The sequence below is a fragment of the Leifsonia virtsii genome (assembly GCF_030433675.1).
Taxonomy (GTDB): Bacteria; Actinomycetota; Actinomycetes; order Actinomycetales; family Microbacteriaceae; genus Leifsonia; species Leifsonia virtsii.
Genome location: NZ_JAROCB010000001.1, coordinates 210,869 through 233,227 on the forward strand (window position 1 = coordinate 210,869; position 22,359 = coordinate 233,227).

The 22,359-nt window shown below is 71.2% G+C and carries 16 protein-coding genes; 12 read left to right on the forward strand and 4 right to left on the reverse strand.

All coding sequences use genetic code 11. The features are described from left to right. Positions 1-48 precede the first annotated feature (48 nt). From P5G59_RS01015 to P5G59_RS01030, 4 genes are all read left to right on the forward strand, one after another. Positions 49-1,911: an ABC transporter ATP-binding protein gene (locus P5G59_RS01015; RefSeq protein ID WP_301215140.1), complete on the forward strand. Its 1,863-nt coding sequence runs from the start codon at positions 49-51 to the stop codon at positions 1,909-1,911. Positions 1,912-2,017: 106 nt separating this feature from the next. Then, a complete protein-coding gene (typA, locus tag P5G59_RS01020; protein WP_301215141.1) occupies positions 2,018-3,940 on the forward strand; it encodes a translational GTPase TypA in 1,923 nt (640 codons plus the stop codon). Between the two features lie 123 nt (positions 3,941-4,063). After that, positions 4,064-4,537 (forward strand): hypothetical protein, encoded by a 474-nt coding sequence (locus P5G59_RS01025; protein WP_301215142.1) that lies wholly within the window; start codon positions 4,064-4,066, stop codon positions 4,535-4,537. 132 nt (positions 4,538-4,669) lie between these two features. After that, positions 4,670-6,994: a DUF7927 domain-containing protein gene (locus P5G59_RS01030; protein WP_301215143.1), complete on the forward strand. Its 2,325-nt coding sequence runs from the start codon at positions 4,670-4,672 to the stop codon at positions 6,992-6,994. Here P5G59_RS01030 and efeB read toward each other — a convergent pair. From efeB to efeU, 3 genes are read right to left on the reverse strand one after another with little or no spacing between them, the layout of a single operon-like run. Then, positions 6,991-8,328 (reverse strand): iron uptake transporter deferrochelatase/peroxidase subunit, encoded by a 1,338-nt coding sequence (gene efeB / locus P5G59_RS01035; protein WP_301215145.1) that lies wholly within the window; start codon positions 8,326-8,328, stop codon positions 6,991-6,993. The two genes, P5G59_RS01030 and efeB, sit on opposite strands and share 4 nt — an antisense overlap. Positions 8,329-8,335: 7 nt before the next feature. Then, positions 8,336-9,547: an iron uptake system protein EfeO gene (gene efeO, locus P5G59_RS01040; protein ID WP_301215147.1), complete on the reverse strand. Its 1,212-nt coding sequence runs from the start codon at positions 9,545-9,547 to the stop codon at positions 8,336-8,338. A 43-nt stretch (positions 9,548-9,590) separates the two neighbouring features. Continuing rightward, positions 9,591-10,454 carry an iron uptake transporter permease EfeU gene (gene efeU, locus P5G59_RS01045; RefSeq protein ID WP_301215149.1) on the reverse strand — a complete coding sequence of 288 codons (864 nt, stop codon included), beginning with the start codon at positions 10,452-10,454 and terminating at the stop codon, positions 9,591-9,593. Between the two features lie 100 nt (positions 10,455-10,554). On the opposite strand from efeU, the gene P5G59_RS01050 reads away from it, so the two are divergent. The 5 genes from P5G59_RS01050 (at position 10,555) to P5G59_RS01070 (ending at position 16,599) form a co-directional block, all read left to right on the forward strand. After that, positions 10,555-10,938 carry a hypothetical protein gene (locus P5G59_RS01050; RefSeq protein WP_301215151.1) on the forward strand — a complete coding sequence of 128 codons (384 nt, stop codon included), beginning with the start codon at positions 10,555-10,557 and terminating at the stop codon, positions 10,936-10,938. Between the two features lie 40 nt (positions 10,939-10,978). Beyond that, the gene (gene fdxA / locus P5G59_RS01055; RefSeq protein WP_121261659.1) at positions 10,979-11,299 is read left to right on the forward strand and encodes a ferredoxin; all 321 of its coding nucleotides are present in this window, start codon (positions 10,979-10,981) and stop codon (positions 11,297-11,299) included. Position 11,300: 1 nt separating this feature from the next. After that, positions 11,301-12,434, forward strand: a complete 1,134-nt coding sequence (gene dapC / locus P5G59_RS01060; RefSeq protein ID WP_301215155.1) for a succinyldiaminopimelate transaminase — start codon at positions 11,301-11,303, stop codon at positions 12,432-12,434. Positions 12,435-12,573: 139 nt separating this feature from the next. Beyond that, positions 12,574-13,902 carry a citrate synthase gene (locus P5G59_RS01065; RefSeq protein WP_301215157.1) on the forward strand — a complete coding sequence of 443 codons (1,329 nt, stop codon included), beginning with the start codon at positions 12,574-12,576 and terminating at the stop codon, positions 13,900-13,902. A gap of 72 nt (positions 13,903-13,974) precedes the next feature. Next, a complete protein-coding gene (locus tag P5G59_RS01070; RefSeq protein WP_301215159.1) occupies positions 13,975-16,599 on the forward strand; it encodes a penicillin acylase family protein in 2,625 nt (874 codons plus the stop codon). A gap of 19 nt (positions 16,600-16,618) precedes the next feature. Here the strand turns inward: P5G59_RS01070 and P5G59_RS01075 are convergent, their stop codons facing one another. Continuing rightward, entirely contained in the window at positions 16,619-17,245 is a 627-nt protein-coding gene (locus P5G59_RS01075) for an SACE_7040 family transcriptional regulator (RefSeq protein WP_301215161.1), read from the reverse strand. A gap of 118 nt (positions 17,246-17,363) precedes the next feature. On the opposite strand from P5G59_RS01075, the gene P5G59_RS01080 reads away from it, so the two are divergent. The 3 genes from P5G59_RS01080 to P5G59_RS01090 are packed head-to-tail and all read left to right on the forward strand — an operon-like array spanning position 17,364 to position 22,337. Next, a complete protein-coding gene (locus P5G59_RS01080; RefSeq protein ID WP_301215163.1) occupies positions 17,364-18,971 on the forward strand; it encodes a carboxyl transferase domain-containing protein in 1,608 nt (535 codons plus the stop codon). 5 nt (positions 18,972-18,976) lie between these two features. Then, positions 18,977-21,094 (forward strand): acetyl/propionyl/methylcrotonyl-CoA carboxylase subunit alpha, encoded by a 2,118-nt coding sequence (locus tag P5G59_RS01085; protein ID WP_301215165.1) that lies wholly within the window; start codon positions 18,977-18,979, stop codon positions 21,092-21,094. Between the two features lie 37 nt (positions 21,095-21,131). Further along, positions 21,132-22,337: an acyl-CoA dehydrogenase family protein gene (locus P5G59_RS01090; RefSeq protein ID WP_301215166.1), complete on the forward strand. Its 1,206-nt coding sequence runs from the start codon at positions 21,132-21,134 to the stop codon at positions 22,335-22,337. Positions 22,338-22,359 lie beyond the last annotated feature (22 nt).

Here is a 22,359-nt window from a genome sequence, read left to right on the forward strand (position 1 = left end):
ACCCATGCTCTCATTCCCCGAGAACGCCCCCGAAAGGAACCTCTGAACATGACCGAGACCAACGCGACAGGAACGGCGACCGTGACCGGCGGCCCCGTCCTCGAGGTGACCGGCCTCTCCGTCGACTTCGGTGTGGACAACACGTGGGTGCCCGCGGCGAAGAACCTGAACTACCAGATCCGTCCGGGCGAGGTGCTCGCCATCGTGGGCGAGTCCGGCTCGGGCAAGAGTGCGAGCTCGATGGCGATCCTCGACCTCCTGCCGAAGAACTCCCGCGTGCGGGGCTCGATCAAGCTCGACGGGCGTGAGCTCACCGGGCTGACCCAGCCGCAGATGCGCCGTGTGCGCGGACGCCAGGTGGCCGTCATCTTCCAGGAGCCGATGACGGCGCTGAACCCCGTCTACACGGTCGGCTTCCAGATCGTCGAGACGCTGCGCATCCACTTCGGGATGTCGCCGCACGAGGCGAAGGAGCGCGCGCTCGAGCTGCTCGCCATGGTGGAGCTGCCCGACCCGCAGAAGGCGTTCAACTCCTACCCGCACCAGCTCTCCGGCGGTCAGCGCCAGCGCGCCATGATCGCCCAGTCGATCTCGTGCGACCCGAAGCTGCTCATCGCCGACGAGCCCACGACGGCGCTCGACGTGACGGTGCAGGCCGAGATCCTGGAGCTGCTGCGCAGCCTCCGCGACCGGCTCGACAGCGCCATCCTGCTGATCACCCACGACATGGGCGTCGTCGCCGACCTGGCCGACAACATCGTGGTGATGCGCAAGGGCGACATCGTCGAGGCCGGGACGGTGAAGGAGGTCTTCGCGAACCCGAAGCACCCCTACACGATCGCCCTGCTCGACGCCGTGCCCCACCTCGGCCAGCGCGAGGACGAGGAGATCGACACCACGGCGGCCCTCGCCGCGGGCACCGAGAACCCCGACGCCGCCTTCGCCGAGCGCATCCGCGCCAACGAGCGGGCGGCGCAGGCGGAGCACGAGAAGGCCGAGATGGACAAGCGTCCGGTCGTCGTCGACTTCGAGAAGGTGGCGATCGAGTACCCGAAGCACGGCCGCGTCCCGGCGTTCCGCGCCGCGACCGACATCGACCTGAAGATCCACGAGGGCGAGGTCGTCGGCCTCGTGGGCGAGTCGGGCTCCGGCAAGACGACGCTCGGCCGCGCCGCGATCGGTCTGCTGCCGATCCACTCCGGCAAGCTCGTCGTCGCGGGCCAGGACATCAGCAACGCCGGGCGCGACGAGATCCGCAAGCTGCACCGCAACGTCGGCATCGTGTTCCAGGACCCGTCGTCGTCGCTCAACCCGCGCCTCCAGATCGCGGACTCCATCGGCGAGCCGCTGCGGCTGGCGAAGGGCCTGAAGGGCGCGGAGCTCTCCAAGGAGGTCGACCGCCTGCTCGACAGCGTCGAGCTGCCGCGGGCGTACCGCAGCCGGTTCCCGCACGAGCTCTCCGGTGGCCAGAAGCAGCGCGTCGGCATCGCCCGCGCGCTGTCGCTGAAGCCGCAGGTGCTCATCGCCGACGAGCCGACCAGCGCTCTCGACGTCTCGGTGCAGGCGCGCGTCCTGGAGCTGATGCAGCAGCTACAGCGCGAGATGAACTTCGCCTGCCTCTTCATCACGCACGACCTCGCGGTCATCGACGTGCTCGCCGACCGCATCGCGGTGATGCACCACGGCCGCCTGGTCGAGGTCGGGACGCGCGACGAGATCCTGCGGTACCCGAAGGAGGCGTACACGCAGCGCCTGCTCGCCGCGGTGCCGCTTCCCGACCCGGACCAGCAGCGCGCGCGCCGCGCCCTGCGGCTCGAACTGCTCGCCGCGGGCGCCGACGAGACCGGCGCGGTTCCGGCCGTCACGCCCGAGCCGCAGCAGCCGGAGCCCCCGGTCGCGCAGGGGCTGTAGTCGCCGTCCGGCGCTCGCTCACAGCGGACACGGCGGAAGGGGAGCGGATCCACGATAGAATGGACCGTTCCCCTTCTTCCTTCTGACGAGAGTCGAGTCTGCACGCATGTCCGAGAACGCCGTCGCCCGCCGCGACGATCTGCGAAACGTCGCGATCGTCGCCCACGTCGACCACGGCAAGACCACGCTGGTCGACGCCATGCTCAAGCAGACCAACTCCTTCGACGCGCACGCGCACGTCGAGGAGCGCGCGATGGACTCCAACGAGCTGGAGCGTGAGAAGGGCATCACGATCCTCGCCAAGAACACGGCGATCTCGTACAACGGAAAGTACGCCACCGACGGGCCGATCACCATCAACGTGATCGACACCCCGGGCCACGCCGACTTCGGCGGCGAGGTCGAGCGCGGCCTCTCCATGGTCGACGGCGTCGTGCTGCTGGTGGACGCGTCCGAGGGCCCGCTGCCGCAGACCCGGTTCGTGCTGCGCAAGGCGCTCGAGGCGAAGCTGCCCGTCATCCTCGCGGTCAACAAGACCGACCGAGGCGACGCCCGCATCGAGGAGGTCGTCGGCGAGAGCCAGGACCTGCTCCTCGGCCTCGCGAGCGACCTCTCCGACGACGTGCCCGACCTCGACCTCGACGCCATCCTCGACGTGCCCGTCGTGTACGCGTCCGGCCGTGCCGGCGCCGCCAGCCGCAACCGGCCCGCGAACGGCGAGCTGCCGGACAACGACGACCTCGAGCCGCTGTTCGAGGCGATCCTGGAGCACATCCCGGCTCCCAGCTACGACCCGGAGGCGCCGCTGCAGGCGCACGTCACCAACCTCGACGCGTCGCCGTTCCTCGGCCGCCTCGCACTGCTCCGCATCTTCAACGGCACCCTGAAGAAGGGCCAGACCGTGGCCTGGGTGCGCCACGACGGCGATGTGCACAACGTCCGCGTCACCGAGCTGCTGATGACGAAGGCGCTCGACCGCTACCCGGCGGAGTCCGCCGGCCCGGGCGACATCGTCGCCGTCGCCGGGTTCGCCGACATCATGATCGGCGACACCCTGGCCGACCCGGAGGACGTGCGTCCGCTTCCCGCCATCCACGTCGACGAGCCGGCGATCTCGATGACGATCGGCACCAACACCTCGCCGCTGGTCGGCAAGGTCAAGGGCCACAAGCTGACGGCGCGCATGGTGAAGGACCGGCTCGACCGCGAGCTCATCGGCAACGTGTCGCTGCGCGTCCTCGACATCGGCCGCCCCGACGCGTGGGAGGTGCAGGGCCGCGGTGAGCTGGCGCTGGCCATCCTGGTCGAGCAGATGCGCCGCGAGGGGTACGAGCTGACCGTCGGCAAGCCGCAGGTGGTCACCAAGAAGATCGACGGCAAGACCCACGAGCCGTACGAGCACCTCACGATCGACGCTCCCGAGGAGTACCTGGGCGCGATCACGCAGCTCCTCGCCGCCCGCAAGGGCCGCATGGAGAACATGGCGAACCACGGCACCGGCTGGGTCCGCATGGAGTTCATCGTGCCCTCGCGCGGTCTGATCGGCTTCCGCACCGAGTTCCTCACCACGACCCGCGGCACCGGCATCGCGAACGCGATCTCGCACGGCTACGACGAGTGGGCCGGCCAGATCATCACCCGCAGCAACGGCTCCATCGTGGCCGACCGCGCGGGCGTCGTCACGCCGTTCGCGATCATCGCGCTGCAGGAGCGCATGACCTTCTTCGTGAACCCCACCGAGGAGGTCTACGAGGGCATGGTGATCGGCGAGAACTCGCGCGCCGACGACATGGACGTGAACATCACCAAGGAGAAGAAGCTCACCAACATGCGCTCCTCCACGGCCGACACGTTCGAGTCGATGACGCCCTCGCGCCAGCTCACGCTGGAGGAGTCGCTCGAGTTCGCCCGCGACGACGAGTGCGTCGAGGTCACCCCGGAGGCCGTGCGCATCCGCAAGGTGGAGCTCGACGCCACCGCGCGCGGCCGCGCCGCCGCACGCCTCAAGCGCCAGGACGCCTCCGTCTGACCCTGCCCATCCGTGGGTCGCAACACGCCGCTATGGTCTCGCCATAGCGGCGTGTCGCGTCCCACGGATGCGGGTGCGGGATGCTGTGGTGCGGGGCGCGCGCCCGTCGGCGAGAATGGGGGCATGAACCGCCGCACCCGCCTCCTGGCCCTCCCGCTCGCCGCCGCCCTGCTCCTGGGTACCGCGCCCGCGCTGGCCGGCTGCAGCTTCCAGAGCGTGGTGAAGGACGTCTCCGGCGGCAACGTCGACATCGGCGGCACATCGGTGCCGAGCGACTTCCCGAGCGAGGTGCCGCTCGCGAGCGGCGACGTCGTGTTCGGCGCCGCGCTCGGCTCCGGCGAGAGCAAGGTGTGGAACGTCACGGTGAAGGTCTCCGGCAGCGACGCGTACACCGGCATCCAGAAGCAGCTCACCGACGCCGGCTTCAGCGGCGAGTTCGGCGCGCAAGGGCCCAACGGCGGCGGCACCGGAACGTTCTCGAACGGCACGTACGGGGTCCTCGTCGTGGTGACCGACGCCGGCGACAACGGCTGGGTCGCCAACTACTCCGTCTCGAAGGGAGCGGTGCCGAGCCCGACGCCGAGCGCCGGATCCTGAACGCACCCGCATCGCCTGCATTGCCGCCATTGCCGCCATTGCCGTTATAGGAGCGGCCACCGCGTCGTCGCCCGCCCGCCGCCACCGTCTTAACAGGCGAGGGGGTGAGGCATCCCCGGCTGAGGAGTGGGGATGACGTCGTTTCATGGCGGCCGGCGCAGACGTCGCCGCGCCAGGACCGCGCTGGCTTTGACCGTGTGGGCCGTGCTCGGGGTGCTGCTGGCGATCGGCGCGGCGCCGCAGCACGTGTCCCTCGCGGCGGCGATCCCGACCATCGGGTGCGACGCCGACCCGAACATCTTCAACACCGGCTACTCGCAGAGCAAGCGAGGCATCGCGGCCGACGGCGCGGTGGAGGAGCGCTGGAGCGTCGCCGCGGGCACGGGCGACCTCGGGCTGAACTGGGGCTACGCCCCCACGCCGCAGGGTCCGCTGAACCCCTCGCTGCCCGGGACGGTGTCTTACAGCAACGCGTACGTGGGGAAGGTCAACAACGCCTGGCTGACCAGCCCCTTCAACAACGCGCAGTGGATCTCGGGGCGCTACGTGCCACCGGCGACCGGCCGCAACCAGAACAGCGACTGGGGGAACTTCTACTACCAGTACACCTTCCAACTCGACCCGAAGGTCGACGCCGCCACGTTCCGGCTCGCCATGGACTGGTATGCCGACAACACCGTGCGCGGTGTCTGGGTCAACGGACGGCTGGCGGCCTCGACGACGCAGAGCCCGTACGACGGCTGGGGTTTCAAGGCGGGGAACCAGGTGAGCACGGTCCTCGGCGGATTCGTCTCCGGCGCGACGAACACCATCCTGGTCCAGGTGGGCAGCACGTCGAGCGCGGAGGGGTTCATGGCGCAGGTGACGTCGACGGCGCTCTGCCCGACGCTCACGGTCGCCAAGACGGTGAGCGGAGCGCGCGTCTACGCGGCCGACCAGTTCACCGTCGCGGCGAAGGACGGCGCCGGAGCGACGCTCGCCGCGGCGACGACCAGCGGCACGGGCGTCAGCGCGAGCGCCGCGACGCGTGTGGCTCCCGGCACGTACACGATCGCCGAGACGCTCGCTCCCGGTTCTCAGGCGGCACCGGAGCACTACAACGGCGTCCTCACGTGCGCGGACCGGACGAACCCCGGCACCACGGTCGCGACGAGCGGGGCCTACCCGAGCTGGACGGTCACGATCCCGGTGGGCGCCCCGCACGACTACCTCTGCACCGTCATGAACGCGGCGAAGTCGTTCTCGGTGAGCAAGACGGTCGAGCCCCCGCCGCCCGCCGTCGTGCATCCGGGCGAGAAGGTGTCTTACACGGTGGTGGTGAAGAACACCGGCGGCACGGCGTTCAGCGGGGTCGGCGCCGACGTCGCCTCGTTCGTCGACGACCTCTCGCGGGTGCGCGACGACGCGACGTACAACGGGGACGCGACGGGCGGCGCGGTCCTGAACGGCTCGGTCCTCTCGTGGAAAGGGGCCCTCGCCGTCGGAGCCAGCGCGACCATCACCTACTCCGTGACGGTGAATCAGCCGGGCGCGGGCGACGGCGCCCTGGTCAACACCGTGGCCGGCGGTCCGTCGTGCGCCGTCCAGTGCAGCGCATCCACCTCGACGTCCGTGCAGTCCTACCTCGTGGAGAAGACGGCTTCGACCGACGCTGCGCTCCCGGGTGACACGGTCCGCTACACGGTGCGAGTGACGAACACGAGCCGGCTCGATTTCACCGCGGCAGCTCCGGCGACCTTCACCGACGACCTCTCGGACGTGCTGCGGGAGGCGACCTACAACGGCGATGCCACCGGTGGGGCCGTCTACACGGCTCCCGTGCTGTCGTGGTCGGGTGCGCTGGCCGCGGGCGGAACGGTGACGATCGGCTACTCCGTCACGGTCACGAGTCCCGTGAAAGGCGACCGGTCGATGGTGAACACCGTCGTGTCGGCGCCCTCCGGAAGCAACTGCTTCCCCGGATCCACCGACCCGCGGTGCACTGCGACCGTCGCGATCCGCGTCGGCGACCTCTCCTGGTGGAAGGTGGACGCGACGCCGGGCCGCAATCTGCTTGCCGGATCGGCGTGGCGGCTCGAGCCGACCGGCGGCGGAGCGGCGGTCGAGCTCGAGGACTGCGCCGCCGCACCGTGCGCCGGCGCCGACGAGGACCCGCTGGCCGGCGAGTTCCGGCTGACCGGGCTGCGGCCGGGGGAGTATCGGCTCGTCGAGACCCGGGCGCCGGCGGGGTTCCTGCTCCTGACCACTCCCGTCGTCGTCACCGTCACGGCGGACGGTGCCACCGAGCTCGACCCGATCGTGAACCACCAGGTGCCGGTGCCCGTCCTGCCGTTCACCGGCGGGGTCGGAGCGGACACGCTGACCCTGGTCGGCGGTGGGTTGCTCATCGCGACCGCGGCGCTCGCGGCGGTGCGGCCGCTCCGGGCGCTGGTCCGGAGGAGGCGCCGGATGGGCTAGGCGAACAGGCCCGCGCCGACGTACGACCCTTCGGTGGCGCCGGGTGGCACGGCGAACACGCCGGAGCCGACGTGGCGGACGTACTCGTTCATCAGGTCGTTGGTCGCGAGGCGCCGCTGGATCGGGATGAACTGCGTGCGCGGGTCGCGCTGGAACGCGATGAAGAACAGGCCGGCGTTCAGCCGCCCCAGCTCGTCGTTGCCGTCGACGAAGTTGTAGCCGCGGCGCAGCAGCTGGGCGCCGCCGTTCACGCTGGGATGCGCCAGGCGCACGTGCGAGTCGGGGTCGATCTTCGTGCCGCCGTCCTTCGCGACCGCGAGGAAGTTCGGCTCGGTGAACTCGGTCCCTCCGGAGAGCGGCGCGCCCTCGCCCTTGTCCCGCCCGATGATGCGCTCCTGCTCGCCGAGCTGCTGCCGGTCCCAGGTCTCGATGACCATGCGGATCTTGCGGGCGACGAGGTACGAGCCACCCGCCATCCACCCCGCGCCGTCGCCGGCGGACGCCCACACCTGGTCCTCGACGACCGACTGGTCCTCGGACTTGATGTTGGCCGTGCCGTCCTTGAAGCCGAACAGGTTGCGCGGCGTGGTCTGGCTGCGGGAGGTGGAGGAGGTGCGGCCGAAGCCGAGCTGCGACCAGCGGATCGAAGCCCGGCCGAAAGCGATGCGGGAGAGGTTCCGGATGGCGTGCACGGCGACCTGCGGGTCGTCGCTGCAGGCCTGCACGCACAGGTCGCCGCCGCTGATCGCCGGGACTAGCGCATCGCCGGCGAACCGCGGAAGGTCGACGAGCGCCTCCGGCCGACGGGACGCGATGCCGAAGCGGTCGGTCCCGTCCGCGGCGCGGAACAGCGTGGGCCCGAACCCGAAGGTCAGCGTCAGACCGCCCGGCGGCAGGTCGAGCGCCTCCCCGGTGTCGTCCGGCGGAGCGTCGCTCGGCCCGGAGGCCGGGCCGTACTTCCCGGCGGGCCGGCCCTGCGTCATGCGGGCCGCCGCGACCGTCCAGTCGTGCAGCAGCTCGATCAGGCCGTCGCGGTCGAGGCCGGGCGCCGCGTCGAAGGCGGCGAAGTGGAGGCGGTCCTGCGCCGGCGTGGTGATGCCGGCCTGGTGCGTGCCGTAGAACGGGTAGGTGGCCGAGTCGGGCGAGCCTCCGGCGACCGCGCGGTCCACCGCCATGCCTGCGCCGAAGCCCACGAGTCCGGCGCCGACCGTCGCCCCGGCGAGGCCGAGGACGCCGCGGCGGGAGAGCCCGCGGCCGCGCTCGGCCGGCGCGCCGGAGCGCCCGGCGGCCTCTTCGGCCTCCGGGCGCTCGGCGTCGGGCTGGTGCTGGGTCACGCGAGCCCTACTTGACGACGATCGAGGTCAGCTGGCTGAGCGGCTCGCTGAGTGCGTTGACCTGGTCGGACAGCTCCTTGACCTGCTCGGTCGTGAGCTCGGTGTACGGGACGAACCCGGTGCCGCTCTTGTAGATCGCGAGCGTCGCCGCGATGGTCTTGAACTCGGAGTCGAGCTTCGTGACGACGCTCTTGCCGGCGCTGCCCTTGTTCTCCGCGATGTCGCGAACGACCCCGTACGCCACCTGCGCGCCCTCCAGGTTCGCCTGGAAGTCGTCGAGGTCGGTGTGCGAGAACGCCTCCTCCTCACCGGTGATCTTGGAGCCGGCGACCTCCTCCATCAGGCCGATCGCACCGTTGGAGATCTGGTCGATCGTCAGGCTGAAGTCCTTCGCCCGGACCAGGTCGTAGAGCTTCTGGGTGTCGGCGACGAGCTTGTCCGCGATCGGGCCGCGCGCCGCGACTCCGGTGGCGGTGTAGCCCGCCGGCGGCCAGAGGTCCTTCTCGATGCGGTGCCAGCCGGTCCACTCCTGGCCCTGCTCCAGGTCGGCCTCGCGCAGGTCGAGGGCGGGGTCGAGGTCGCCGAACTGCTCGGCGGTCGGCTCGATGCGCTCGTAGAAGGAGCGGGCCGAGGCGTACTGCGAGCGCGCGGCGGCGTCGTCGCCCGAGGAGTAGGCGGCGGCGAAGGTCTTCGTCGCGGTCAGCAGCGCGCCGGCCTGGTCGCGGACGTAGCCGGTGTAGTTGGCGACGGCCTGGGCGACCTGCTTGCTCTCGCTCTCCGGCACCTCCTTGGTGTCGCCCGGGGTCACGGTGAACTTCGCGACGTTGGTCGGCTGCCCGACCATGCCCTTGCGGCAGGCGGAGAAGTAGTCTCCCTCCGCGAGCTGCACGACGTAGTTGACCGTCGTCCCCGGCCCGATGTTCTCCTTCTCGCCGACGATGCGGAGCTTGTCGGTCGCGAGCAGCTCGAACTCGTTCACGTCCTGGCCCTTGTTGGTCACCTGGAACGTGATCGGGCCGGCCTTCGCCGTGTCGGTGGAGACGCTGCACTTCGCGTCGTCGAGCGTGACGGCGATGGCCTCGTCGGTGGCGGACGCCTGGTTGGGGACGCAGCCGCTCAGCGCTGCGGCGAGCGCGGCGGTGCCGGCGATCGAGCCGGCGACGGCGACCAGGCGGCGGCGGACCGGGCGGTTCTGGAGGACCGGACGGGCTCGGGGCATGGGTGTGCTGTGCTTTCTGTCTCGGGTGGGTGAGGTGGTGCGGTCAGGACGCGATCGGCGCGTGCGGCGCCGAGGTCGTGGTCGCCGCCGGCTTCGTGGGCCGGGCGGAGGCACGGTGCTGACGCACGTAGAAGAAGCCGACGACGGCCAGGTAGCCGACCCACCCTGCGACCTGCAGCAGGGTCGGGCTGGGGTTGAAGTTGAGGATGCCCGCGGCGACGGTGCCGTACCAGCTGGAGGAGGGGATCGCGCGGCTGATGTCGTAGGCGTGGGCCGCGCCACCCGGGAGCAGCCCGGCCTCCTGCAGGTCGCCGAGCCCGTAGGCGAACACGCCCGCGGCGACGAGGACGAGGAAAGCGCCCGTCCAGGTGAAGAAGGTGCCGAGGTTGATCTTGACCATGCCGCGGTAGAGCAGGAAGCCGAGGACGGCCGCGCTGGCGAGGCCGAGGAGCGCGCCGACCGCGGGCTCCCAGCTGCCGCCGGTGCTCGCGACGGTCGCCCAGACGAACAGCGACGTCTCGATGCCCTCGCGGCCGACGCTCAGCATGGCGAGGAGCACGACGCCCCAGCCGGCGCCGACCAGGGCCGAGTCGAGGCGGTTGTGGAGGGTGGACTTCATCGTGCGGGCGGTCTTGCCCATCCAGAACACCATCCAGGTGACGAACCCGACCGCGACGAGCGACAGGGTGCCGCCGAGGATCTCCTGCGCCTGGAAGCTCATGCCGTACGGGCCCCAGGTGAGCACCGCGCCGATGCCGAGCGGCACGACGAGGGCGATGCCGATGCCGATCCAGAGCTTGGAGAGCACGTCCGTGCGGCCGACCTTCACCACGTAGGCGATGAGGATGGTGACGATCAGGGCCATCTCGAGGCCTTCGCGGAGGCCGATCAGGTAGTTCGCGAGCACGGGGGACCTTCGACGGATCGGTGGGTGGGGGTTGGTAAGGCTAACCTTACTCGATCGAGCGTAAAGCACGACACCGAGAGTGTCTAGATAGGATGCGAGGATGCTCAGCCGGATCGTCAGCGCCGTCCTGCTCGTCCTCGCCGGTGCGGTGTTCGGGGCCATCGGAACGGTCGCGCACCAGCTGACCGTGACCTGGGGCGTGCCCGTGACGCTCGGGCTGATCGGCTCGCTGCTGGCGTTCACGGCGCTCCTCGTCGGGCTGCGCCTCCTCGGGCAGAGCCGTCTGCCCGCCCTGCTGGCGGCGCTCGGCGCGATCGCGGTCGTCCTGCTGTTCACCCAGCAGAGCGCGGGCGGCTCGGTGCTGATCCCGAACAACCTGCTCGGCCAGATCTGGCTCGTCGCGCCGATCCTCATCGCGGCCGTGGTGGTCGCCTGGCCGGATGTGCGCGGCCGGCGGACGGCCGGGCCCGCGAGCGGCGTCTAAGCTAGGAGGACAGCTCCTTCGTGAAGGGATCGGATCCACTGTGACCTACGTCATCGCTCTCCCGTGTGTCGATGTGAAGGACAGGGCGTGTATCGACGAATGCCCTGTCGACTGCATCTACGAGGGCGAACGGTCGCTGTACATCCACCCGGACGAGTGCGTGGACTGCGGCGCCTGCGAGCCGGTCTGCCCGGTCGAGGCGATCTACTACGAGGACGACCTGCCCGAGGAGTGGAAGGACTACTACCGCGCCAACGTGGAGTTCTTCGACGACATCGGCTCGCCCGGCGGCGCCTCGAAGGTCGGCGTGATCCAGAAGGACCACCCCGTCATCGCCGCGCTCCCGCCCCAGGCGCACTGACGTGGCTCTGCAGGAGCTGCCCGACTACCCGTGGGACCTGATGGCCCCGTACGCGGAGCGGGCGCGATCCGTCGTGCCGTTCGGCGACGCCTCCGGGATCGTCGACCTGTCGATCGGTTCGCCGGTCGACCCGACCCCCGAGCTGATCCGCGACGCGCTCGCGGCCGCGACGGACGCGCACGCCTACCCGCTCACGGTCGGCACGCCGGCCCTGCGCGAGGCCATCGCCGGCTGGTTCGAGCGCAGGCGGGGCGTGCCGGGTCTGACGGTGGAGAACGTGCTCCCCACGATCGGCTCGAAGGAGCTCGTCGCGCTGCTGCCGTTCCTTCTCGGTCTGGGGGAGGGCGACGTGGTCGTGCACCCGCGCGCCGCCTACCCGACGTACGCCATCGGCGCCGCCATCGCGGGCGCGACCAGCCTGGCGAGCGACGACCCGGCCGAGTGGCCGGAGCGCACCCGCCTGATCTGGCTGAACTCGCCGGGCAACCCCGACGGGCGCATCCTGTCGGTCGACGAGCTCCGGGCCGCCGTCGCCCGCGCCCGTGAGCTGGGGGCCTACCTGGCGAGCGACGAGTGCTACGCCGAGCTGGGCTGGGACGAGCCGTGGGATGCGGAGCGCGTCCCGAGCGTCCTCGACCCGCGCGTGATCGGCGACGACCGCCGCAATATCCTCGCCGTCTACTCCCTGAGCAAGCAGTCGAACCTCGCCGGGTACCGCGCGGCGTTCGTCGCCGGCTGCCGCACGGTGATCGCCCGGCTGGTGAACGTCCGCAAGCACGCGGGCCTCATGCTCCCCGCTCCATTGCAGGCCGCGATGGTGGCGGCGCTCGCCGACGACCACCACGTCGCCGAGCAGAAGGAGCGCTACCGCGCCAGGCGGGAGCTGCTGAAGCCGGCGCTCGAGTCGGCGGGGTTCCGGATCGACCGCAGCGAGGGCGGACTCTACCTGTGGGCGACGGAGGGCCGGGACGCCTGGGAGAGCATCGGGCGGCTGGCCGATCTCGGCATCCTCGCCGGTCCGGGTCACTTCTACGGCGTCCACTACCCCGAGCACGTGCGGTTGTCGCTGACCGCGACCGACGAGCGCATCGCCGCCGCCGCGTCCCGGCTGCGAGCGTTTGGAGACTCCCTCTAACGGGATGTCGCAGCCTTTGCGCGATGCGACAGTTGTCGCCGTCGTTCGTTAGGCTGTACCGGCACGGATTCTTCCGCAGCGTCGCCACGAGCGCCGCTGCATCCTGATCACCAGCAGGACTATCCCACCAGGAGGCGTTGTGAGCGGACTCGGCACCGAGAGCACTGGGACCGAGAAGGCCCAGGCGGAGACGGAGCTCGCGACCGCCGAGCTCAGGTACCCCGGCGGCGTCGCCGAGTTCCCGATCCGGCCCAGTGTCGACGGGGCGTCGAGCATCGACTTCTCGACGCTGACCAAGCAGACGGGGCTCACCAGCCTCGACTACGGCTTCGTCAACACCGCCGCGACGCGCTCGTCCATCACGTACATCGACGGCGAGCAGGGCATCCTGCGCTACCGCGGGTACCCGATCGAGCAGCTGGCCGAGAACTCCACCTTCCTCGAGGTGGCCTGGCTGCTCATCCACGGCGAGCTCCCCACTCCGTCGGAGCTGTCCGACTTCGACGAGCGCATCCGCCGGCACACCCTGCTGCACGAGGACCTGCGCCGCTTCTTCGACGCGCTGCCGCACGACGCGCACCCGATGTCGGTGCTCTCGAGCGCGGTCTCCGCGCTGTCGACCTTCTACCAGGACTCGCTGAGCGTCTCCGATCCGGAGCAGGTGGAGCTCTCCACCATCCGCCTTCTCGCGAAGCTCCCGGTGATCGCGGCGTACGCCCACAAGAAGAGCCTCGGCCAGGCGTTCCTGTACCCGGACAACTCGCTGAGCTTCGTGGACAACTTCCTGCGCCTGAACTTCGGCACCCTGGCCGAGCCGTACGAGGTGAACCCGGTGCTGTCGCGGGCGCTGGAGCGGCTGCTCATCCTGCACGAGGACCACGAGCAGAACGCCTCCACCTCGACCGTCCGCCTCGTCGGCTCGACGCAGGCGAACCTCTTCGCGTCCGTCTCCGCCGGCATCAACGCCCTGTACGGGCCCCTCCACGGCGGCGCGAACGAGGCCGTGCTCCAGATGCTCGCGGGCATCCGCGACTCGGGCGAGAGCGTCGCCACCTTCGTCGAGCGGGTGAAGAACAAGGAGGCCGGGGTGAAGCTCATGGGCTTCGGCCACCGCGTCTACAAGAACTTCGACCCGCGCGCCAAGCTCGTGAAGCAGTCCGCCGACGAGGTGCTCGAGGCCCTCGGCGTGCACGACCCGCTGCTCGACATCGCGAAGGAGCTGGAGGAGGTCGCGCTCGCCGACCAGTACTTCATCGACCGCAAGCTGTACCCGAACGTCGACTTCTACACGGGCGTCATCTACAAGGCGATGGGCTTCCCGACCCGGATGTTCACCGTGCTGTTCGCGATCGGCCGCCTCCCCGGCTGGATCGCCCACTGGCGCGAGATGAACCTCGACCCGCAGACCAAGATCGGTCGTCCGCAGCAGCTCTACGTCGGTTCGCCGGAGCGCGACCTCGGGCGCTGACTGTCCGGTGGTGCTCAGCGTCATCGGGTACAGTCCCACTGACGGTGACCCCCGGCCGGACGGAGAAGCGACGTGGGCGACGACACCCCGCGGCTGAGGCGGCACCACCGGGTGCTGCGCGCGATCGGCGGAGTGCTCGCCGTGCTGCTGGTGGTCGTCATCGTCGCCGGAGGTGTGGGCGTCTGGACCGTCACACGGTCGTTCCCGCAGACCTCCGGCACCGTGAAGGTGCCCGGCTTGACGAAGCCCGTCACGGTGTACCGGGACGACGCGGGCATCCCGCAGCTGTCGGCCTCCACCGCGGACGACCTCTTCCGCGCCCAGGGGTACGTGCACGCCCAGGACCGGTTCTGGGAGATGGACTTCCGCCGGCACGTCACCGCCGGCCGCCTGTCGGAGATGTTCGGCGCGAGCCAGGTGCCCACGGACACCTTCATCCGCACCCTCGGCTGGCGGCGCGTCGCCGAGCAGGAGGTGAAGCTGCTCGATCCGACCTCGCTGCGGTACTACCAGGACTACGCCGACGGCGTGAACGCCTACCTGAGGCAGCGCTCCGGCGCGGAGCTTTCGCTCGAGTACGCCGTGCTCGGGTTGCAGAACCCCTCGTACCGCCCGGAGCCCTGGACGCCCGCCGACTCCGTCGCGTGGCTGAAGGCCATGGCCTGGGACCTGCGCTCGAACCTCGAGGACGAGATCGACCGCGCGCTGCTCTCCACCAAGCTGAAGCCCGAGCAGGTCGCGCAGCTGCATCCCGGCTACCCGTACACGCAGCACCCGACGATCACCGACCAGGGCGGTGGCGACCCGCGCACGGCGACCGCCGACGCCGCGCCGCAGGGGAAGGCGGCGTCGGCCGGTGCGAACGCGGACGCCGGCGGCGGCGCGGAAGCGCTGGCCGCTGCCGATCCCACGACCTACGCCGACCGCCTGCAGCAGGTCGCCGCGAGCGTCGACCGCCTGCCGCAACTTATGGGGCCTGCGGGCGACGACATCGGCTCGAACTCGTGGGTGGTCGCCGGAGCGCACACCGCGAGCGGGAAGCCGCTGCTCGCCAACGACCCGCACCTCGGCGCCGCGCTGCCGTCGGTCTGGTACCAGATGGGGCTGCACTGCACGACGGTGGGACCTGCGTGCCCGTTCGACGTCTCCGGCTTCAGCTTCTCGGGCTTCCCCGGCATCATCATCGGCCACAACGACCGGATCTCGTGGGGCTTCACCAACCTCGGCCCGGACGTCGCCGACCTCTTCGTCGAGAAGGTGACGGGCGACTCCTACGAGTACGACGGAGCGCAGGTGCCGCTGCAGAAGCGCACCGAGCGGATCCGTGTCGCCGGCGGCAAGGACGTCACGATCACGGTCCGGTCCACCGTGCACGGCCCGATCGTCACGGACATCGGTGACGCCTACGCCGTCATCGCGAAGGATCAGGCCGGGAAGCTGGGAGTGCCCGCCCAGCAGTTCCAGCTGTCGCTCGCGTGGACCGCGCTCACGCCGGGGCGCACGGCGAACGCCATCTTCGCCTTCGACACCGCCCGGGACTGGGCGAGCTTCCGTGCCGCGGCCGAGGACTTCCAGGTGCCCTCGCAGAACCTCGTCTACGCCGACGTCGACGGTCACATCGGCTATCAGGCCCCTGGTCTGGTCCCGATCCGTGCCGCAGGCGACGGCACCGTGCCCGTGCCCGGATGGACCAGCCAGTACGCGTGGACGGGGACGATCCCGTTCGATCGGCTGCCGTCGGTCTTCGATCCGCCCTCCGGCTACATCGTCACGGCCAACAATGCGGCGGTGGGACCGGGCTTCCCCGACCTGATCACCGCGGACTGGGACCAGGGCTACCGGGCCAACCAGATCGAGGTGCGGCTCGCCGCCCTTCTCGGCGCGGGCACCAAGGTCACCGCGAAGGACATGTCGTCGATCCAGGCCGACACCTACGACGCCAACGCCGCAGCACTCGTGCCGGTGCTGCGCTCGGTCGCTGCGAAGCCCGGCGCCGACGGCGATCTGACGCGGGCCGCGCGCCTGCTCTCGGGCTGGGATTACCGTGACGACGGCGACAGCGCCCCGGCGGCCTACTTCGCCGTGTTCTGGAAGACGTTGCTGCACGACATGTTCGCGCGCAAGCTGCCCGCGGCGACGGCTCCGACCGGCGGCGACCGCTGGTTCGCCGTCGTCGGCACGCTGCTGACGCAGCCGAACTCGTCGTGGTGGGCGGATTCCGACCTCGGTGTCGCCGACCGCGACGAGATGATCGCGCACGCGGCCGCCGCGGCGTGGGCGGAGACCCGCCGGCTGCTCGGCGGAGACCCGGCGTCGTGGCGGTGGGACAGCCTCCACACGCTCACGCTGAAGAACGCGAGTCTGGGCGAGTCGGGGGTCGCGCCCGTCGAGTGGCTGCTGAACCGCGGCCCGTGGCATGTGGGCGGCGGCTCCAGCATCGTGGACGCGACGGGATGGGACGCCTCCGAGGACTTCACGGTCGACCGGGTGCCGTCGATGCGCATGGTGGTCGACCTGTCGGACTTCGATCGCAGCACGTGGATCAACCTGACCGGCGCCTCCGGCCACGCCTTCGACGCGCACTACACCGACCAGACCGACCTCTGGGCCGCGGGGAAGACCAGGGCGTGGCCGTTCAGCGCCGCCGCGGTCAAGAAGGCCGCGACGCAGACGCTGACGCTCCGGCCGCCGAGCTGAGCGGCTGAGCGCGCCGGTCTCAGTCCGCCGCGGTGAGCGCCGCCCAGGCCATCCGCTCCAGCACGGGCCGCACTGCGGCCGCCGCGACAGGGGCTCCGCCGACCCGCGCCGTGTGCGGCGTCGAGTTCAGCAGTCCGAACGTGCCCTGCACCCGCACGCGCAGCTCGTCGTCGGCGAGCGCGGGCTGGAGCCCGGCGAGGACTCGCATCCACACCTCGATGTAGCGTCGCTGCAGCCGGCGCACCTGGCGGCGTGCGGCCTCCGTCAACGCGTCGAGGTCGCGGTCCTGCACGCGGATGGTGTCGGGCTCGCCGAGGGCGAAGTCGATGTGGAAGCCGATCAGCGAGCGGAGGCCGGACCCTGCGTCGGCGGCGGCCGCCTCGACGGCCTCGCCGCCGGCGAGCAGGCGCTCGCTCACCCCGACCAGCAGCGCCTCGAGCACGGCCTGCTTGGAGGGGAAGTGCCGGTACACCGCGGGGCCGCTCACCCCGACGGCCGCGCCGAGCTCCTCCAGCGAGACACCGTTGAAGCCGCGCTCGGCGAAGAGGCCGGCGGCGGCCTCCAGGAGCGCGGCGCGGCGGTCGGCCTTCGCCTGGCTGCGCTGCGTCGGGCGCTCCAGGGGTGCGGTGGGGCCGGGCTGGGTCATCGTCCTCGGTGGGGTCGGGCCGGTCGTCGGCGGTGCTGGACTTTTCGGTTAATGAACACTAACCTAAAACCGAGTTAGTGACCACTAACCGAATGTCGACGACGACACACGGAGCAGCATGCCGACCCTGACCAGCGAGGCGTCCGCCACGGACGCCCGGTTCGAGCAGAACGACGCCGCCCAGCGGGAGCTCGTCGCCGACCTGCGCCGACGGCTCGCCACCGCCGCCGAGGGCGGCCCGGAACGCGCCCGCGAGCGGCACGTCGCCCGCGGCAAGCTCCTCCCGCGCGACCGCATCGACGCCCTGCTCGACGAAGGGAGCCCGTTCCTCGAGCTCGCGCCGCTCGCAGCGACCGGGATGTACGGCGACGAGAGCCCCGCGGCGGGCGTGATCGCCGGCATCGGCCTGGTCGCCGGGCGGCACGTCATGATCGTCTGCAACGACGCCACCGTCAAAGGCGGCACCTACTACCCGATGACGGTGAAGAAGCACCTGCGCGCCCAGGAGGTCGCGCTGGAGAACCGCCTGCCCTGCATCTACCTGGTCGACTCCGGCGGCGCCTTCCTGCCCATGCAGGACGAGGTGTTCCCCGACCGCGACCACTTCGGCCGCATCTTCTACAACCAGGCCCGGCTCTCGGCGGCGAAGATCCCGCAGATCGCGGCCGTGCTCGGCTCGTGCACCGCAGGTGGAGCCTACGTACCGGCGATGAGCGACGAGACGGTCATCGTGCGCAACCAGGGCACGATCTTCCTCGGCGGCCCTCCGCTGGTGAAGGCGGCGATCGGCGAGGTCGTGACCGCCGAGGAGCTCGGCGGCGGCGACCTGCACGCCCGCACCTCCGGCGTGGTGGACCACTTGGCCGAGGACGACGAGCACGCGCTCGCCATCGTCCGCGACATCGTCGCAACCCTCCCGCCGCCGGCGTCGCCCGCGTGGCCGGTCCTCGACGCGATCGCCCCGGCGGCCGACCCGCAGGAGCTGTACGGCGTGGTCCCGGTCGACGTGCAGGCGCCGTACGACGTGCACGAGGTGATCGCGCGGATCGTCGACGGCAGCGGCTTCGAGGAGTTCAAGCCCGAGTACGGCACGACGCTCGTCACCGGGTTCGCGCGCATCCACGGGCACCCGGTCGGCATCGTCGCCAACAACGGCGTGCTGTTCAGCGAGTCGGCGCTGAAGGGCGCCCACTTCATCGAACTGTGCGACCAGCGCGGGATCCCGCTGCTCTTCCTGCAGAACATCTCCGGCTTCATGGTCGGCCGCGACTACGAGGCGGGCGGCATCGCCAAGAACGGCGCCAAGATGGTCACCGCGGTCGCGACCGCGCGCGTCCCGAAGCTCACCGTGGTCATCGGCGGGTCGTTCGGCGCGGGCAACTACTCGATGTGCGGCCGCGCCTACTCGCCGCGCTTCCTGTGGATGTGGCCGGCGGCCCGCATCTCGGTGATGGGCGGCCAGCAGGCGTCGAGCGTGCTCGCCACGGTCAAGCGCGACCAGCTCGAAGCCCGGGGCGAGGACTGGCCGGCGGAGGAGGAGGCGGCCTTCCGCGCGCCCATCGCCGCCCAGTACGAGGAGCAGGGCAACCCGTACTACTCGACCGCCCGGCTGTGGGACGACGGAGTGATCGACCCGGCCGACACCCGCACCGTGCTCGGGCTCGCGCTCGACGTGATCTCGCGCTCCCCGCTCCCCGACACCGCCTTCGGGCTCTTCCGGATGTGATCGACGTGACCTCGCGCCTCTTCGAAACCGTGCTCGTCGCCAACCGCGGCGAGATCGCCTGCCGCGTCATCCGCACCCTCCGCCGTCTCGGCATCCGGTCGGTGGCCGTCTACAGCGACGCCGACGCCCAGGCGCCGCACGTCGCGCTCGCCGACGTCGCCGTCCGCCTGGGGCCTGCGGCGGCCCGGGAGAGCTACCTGGATGTGGACGCGATCCTCGACGCCGCCCGCCGCACGGGCGCCCAGGCGGTGCATCCCGGGTACGGCTTCCTCTCCGAGAATCCGGCGCTCGCCGAGGCCTGCGCTGCCGCCGGGATCGCGTTCGTCGGGCCCGGTATCCACGCGCTGCAGGTGATGGGCGACAAGATCACGGCGAAGCATGCGGTCGCGGAGTACGACGTCCCGACCATCCCGGGCATCGCGGAGCAGGGCCTCGACGACGACGCGCTGATTGCGGCGGCGGAGCGGGTCGGCTTCCCGGTGCTGGTCAAGCCGTCCGCGGGCGGCGGAGGCAAGGGCATGCAGGCCGTGCACACGCCCGCCGAGCTGCCGGAGGCGCTGCGCGCGGCCCGCAGGGTCGCGGCGGCCGCGTTCGGCGACGACACCCTCTTCCTCGAGCGTCTCGTCGCCTCCCCGCGGCACATCGAGGTGCAGGTGCTCGCCGACCGTCACGGCGGGATCGTGCACCTGGGGGAGCGCGAGTGCTCGCTGCAGCGCCGCCACCAGAAGGTGGTGGAGGAGGCGCCGTCGCCGCTCCTGGACGCGCCGACGCGCGAGCGCATCGGCGCGGCCGCGTGCCGGGTCGCCGCGAGCGTCGGCTACGAGGGCGCCGGGACCGTCGAGTTCCTGGTGTCGGCGGACGCGCCGGAGGAGTTCTTCTTCATGGAGATGAACACCCGCCTGCAGGTGGAGCATCCCGTCACCGAGCTGGTGACCGGGTTGGACCTCGTCGAGCAGCAGCTGCGCATCGCCGCCGGCGAGCCCCTCGCGTTCGGGCAGGCCGACGTGACCCTCACCGGCCACGCGGTGGAGGCGCGGGTGTACGCCGAGGACCCGGAGCGCGGCTTCCTCCCGGCCGGCGGGCGGGTGCTCGCGCTGCGGGAGCCGGAGGGCGAGGGCGTCCGGGTGGACGGCGGAATCGCCGCGGGCATCCCCATCGTCACCGACTACGACCCGATGCTGGCCAAGGTGATCGCCTGGGGCGCCGACCGCGGCGAGGCGCTCGCACGGCTGCGCGGCGCGCTGGCGGGCACGAGCATCCTCGGCTCGGTGACGAACGTCGCGTGGCTGCGCGAGCTGGTCGCCGACCCGGACGTGGTGGCCGGCCGGATGGACACGACCCTGATCGACCGCCGGTTCGCCGATGCGCAGCCCGTGCCGGCCTCCGACGAGGAGCTGATCGCGGCCGCGCTGATCGCCCACGCCGACTGCCGACGGACACCGCCGCAGGCCGTCGGAGCGCTGTGGGGCGCCGCGTCCGGCTGGCGGCTCGGCCGTCCGCATCCCGTCCGCTACGACATCGACGGAACCGTCGTCGCCGTGAGCGGGGAACCGGAGGACGCTGCGGTGACCGTCGGAGCCGCCGCGCCCCGCCGGGCCTCCCTGCGGCTCCGGGACGCCGCCGCCGCGGGTGAGCCAGGCGTCGCGCTTCTCTCCCTCGACGGGATCACGGAGCGCTTCGACCTCGCCCGCGACGCCGGCACGATCTGGCTGGCGCGCGACGGGCGCGCCCGGGCGCTGCGACTCCGCGACCGCGCCACCCGCCTGGCCGAGCGACTGGCCGCCGTCGAGCGCGGGGAGTCGGCCGCGCATCCCGAGCTGCGGTCGCCGATGCCCGGCACCGTGGTCGCGGTCCCCGTCGCGGACGGCGCCCGCGTGGAACCCGGCGACACGGTCGTCGTCGTGGAGGCGATGAAGATGGAGCACCGTCTCGTCGCCCCCGCCGCCGGCACGGTCTCGGTACGGGTCGCACCCGGCGATCTGGTCCGGCTCGACCAGGTGGTCGCGCGCGTCGACGCCGAGGACGCTCCCACCGCATCCACCGTCACCGCATCCACCCCCACCGATGTGCCGCCCGAGGAGGCGGACGCGGCGCCGGCACCACCGGCCGCCGCCCAGCGATAGGCCCCACGAGAGCCGAGCAACGAGAGACAGGAAACGCATGACCATGCAGATGGATCGCCCGGCCGACACCGATGTCGCCGGCTTCGAGCTCACCGAGGAGCAGCGCCGCCTCCGCGACCAGGTGCGCGACTTCGCCGACACCGTCGTCGCGCCCGCCGCCTACGAGTACGACACCAAGCGCAGCCTCCCGTACGACATCATCGCCGAGATGGGGCGGATGGGACTGTTCGGGCTGCCGTTCCCGGTCGAGTACGGCGGCCAGGGCAAGGACTACCTGTCCCTGTGCCTCGCGGTGGAGCAGCTGGGCCGTGTCGACCAGTCGATCGGCGTCACCCTGGAGGCGGGCGTCGGCCTCGGCGCCATGCCGATCTACCGCAGCGGGACCGAGGAGCAGAAGCAGGAGTGGCTCCCGATGCTCGCCCGCGGCGAGGCGCTCGCCGGGTTCGGGCTGACCGAGGCGGAGGCCGGATCCGACGCGTCCGGCACCAAGACCACGGCCGAGCTGCGCGACGGGGAGTGGGTGATCAACGGCACCAAGCAGTTCATCACCAACTCCGGGTCGGACATCACCCGGCTCGTCACCATCACCGCCGTGACCGGCGAATCCCGCCGCGACGACGGCACGGTGAAGAAGGAGCTGTCCGCGATCCTCGTGCCGACCGGCACACCGGGCTTCGTCGCCGAGCCGGTGTACGACAAGGTCGGCTGGCACACCTCCGACACGCACCCGCTCACCCTGACCGACGTCCACGTTCCCGAGGCGAACCTGCTGGGGGAGCGCGGCCGCGGCTACTCCAACTTCCTCGCGACCCTCGACGAGGGCCGGGTGGCGTTCGCCGCACTCTGCACGGGGGCCGCGCAGGGCTGCCTGGAGGAGGCGCTCCGCTACGCGAAGAGCCGCAACGTGTTCGGCCGGCCGATCGGCTCCAACCAGCACATCGCCTTCAAGCTCGCCCGGATGCAGGCCCGCGTGCACGCTGCGCGCCTCGCCTACTACGACGCCTGCTTCAAGCTGATGGCAGGGATGCCGTTCAAGCTGGAGGCCTCGATCGCGAAGCTCGTCGGCAGCGAGGCGGCGATGGACAACGCCCGCGACGCGACCCAGATCTTCGGCGGCTACGGCTTCCTCAACGAGAACCCGGTCGCCCGGCACTACCGCGACTCGAAGATCCTGGAGATCGGCGAGGGCACCAGCGAGGTGCAGCTCATGATCATCTCCCGCGCCCTGGGCTTCGACGCCTAACCTGATCCACAAGCCCTCTGCT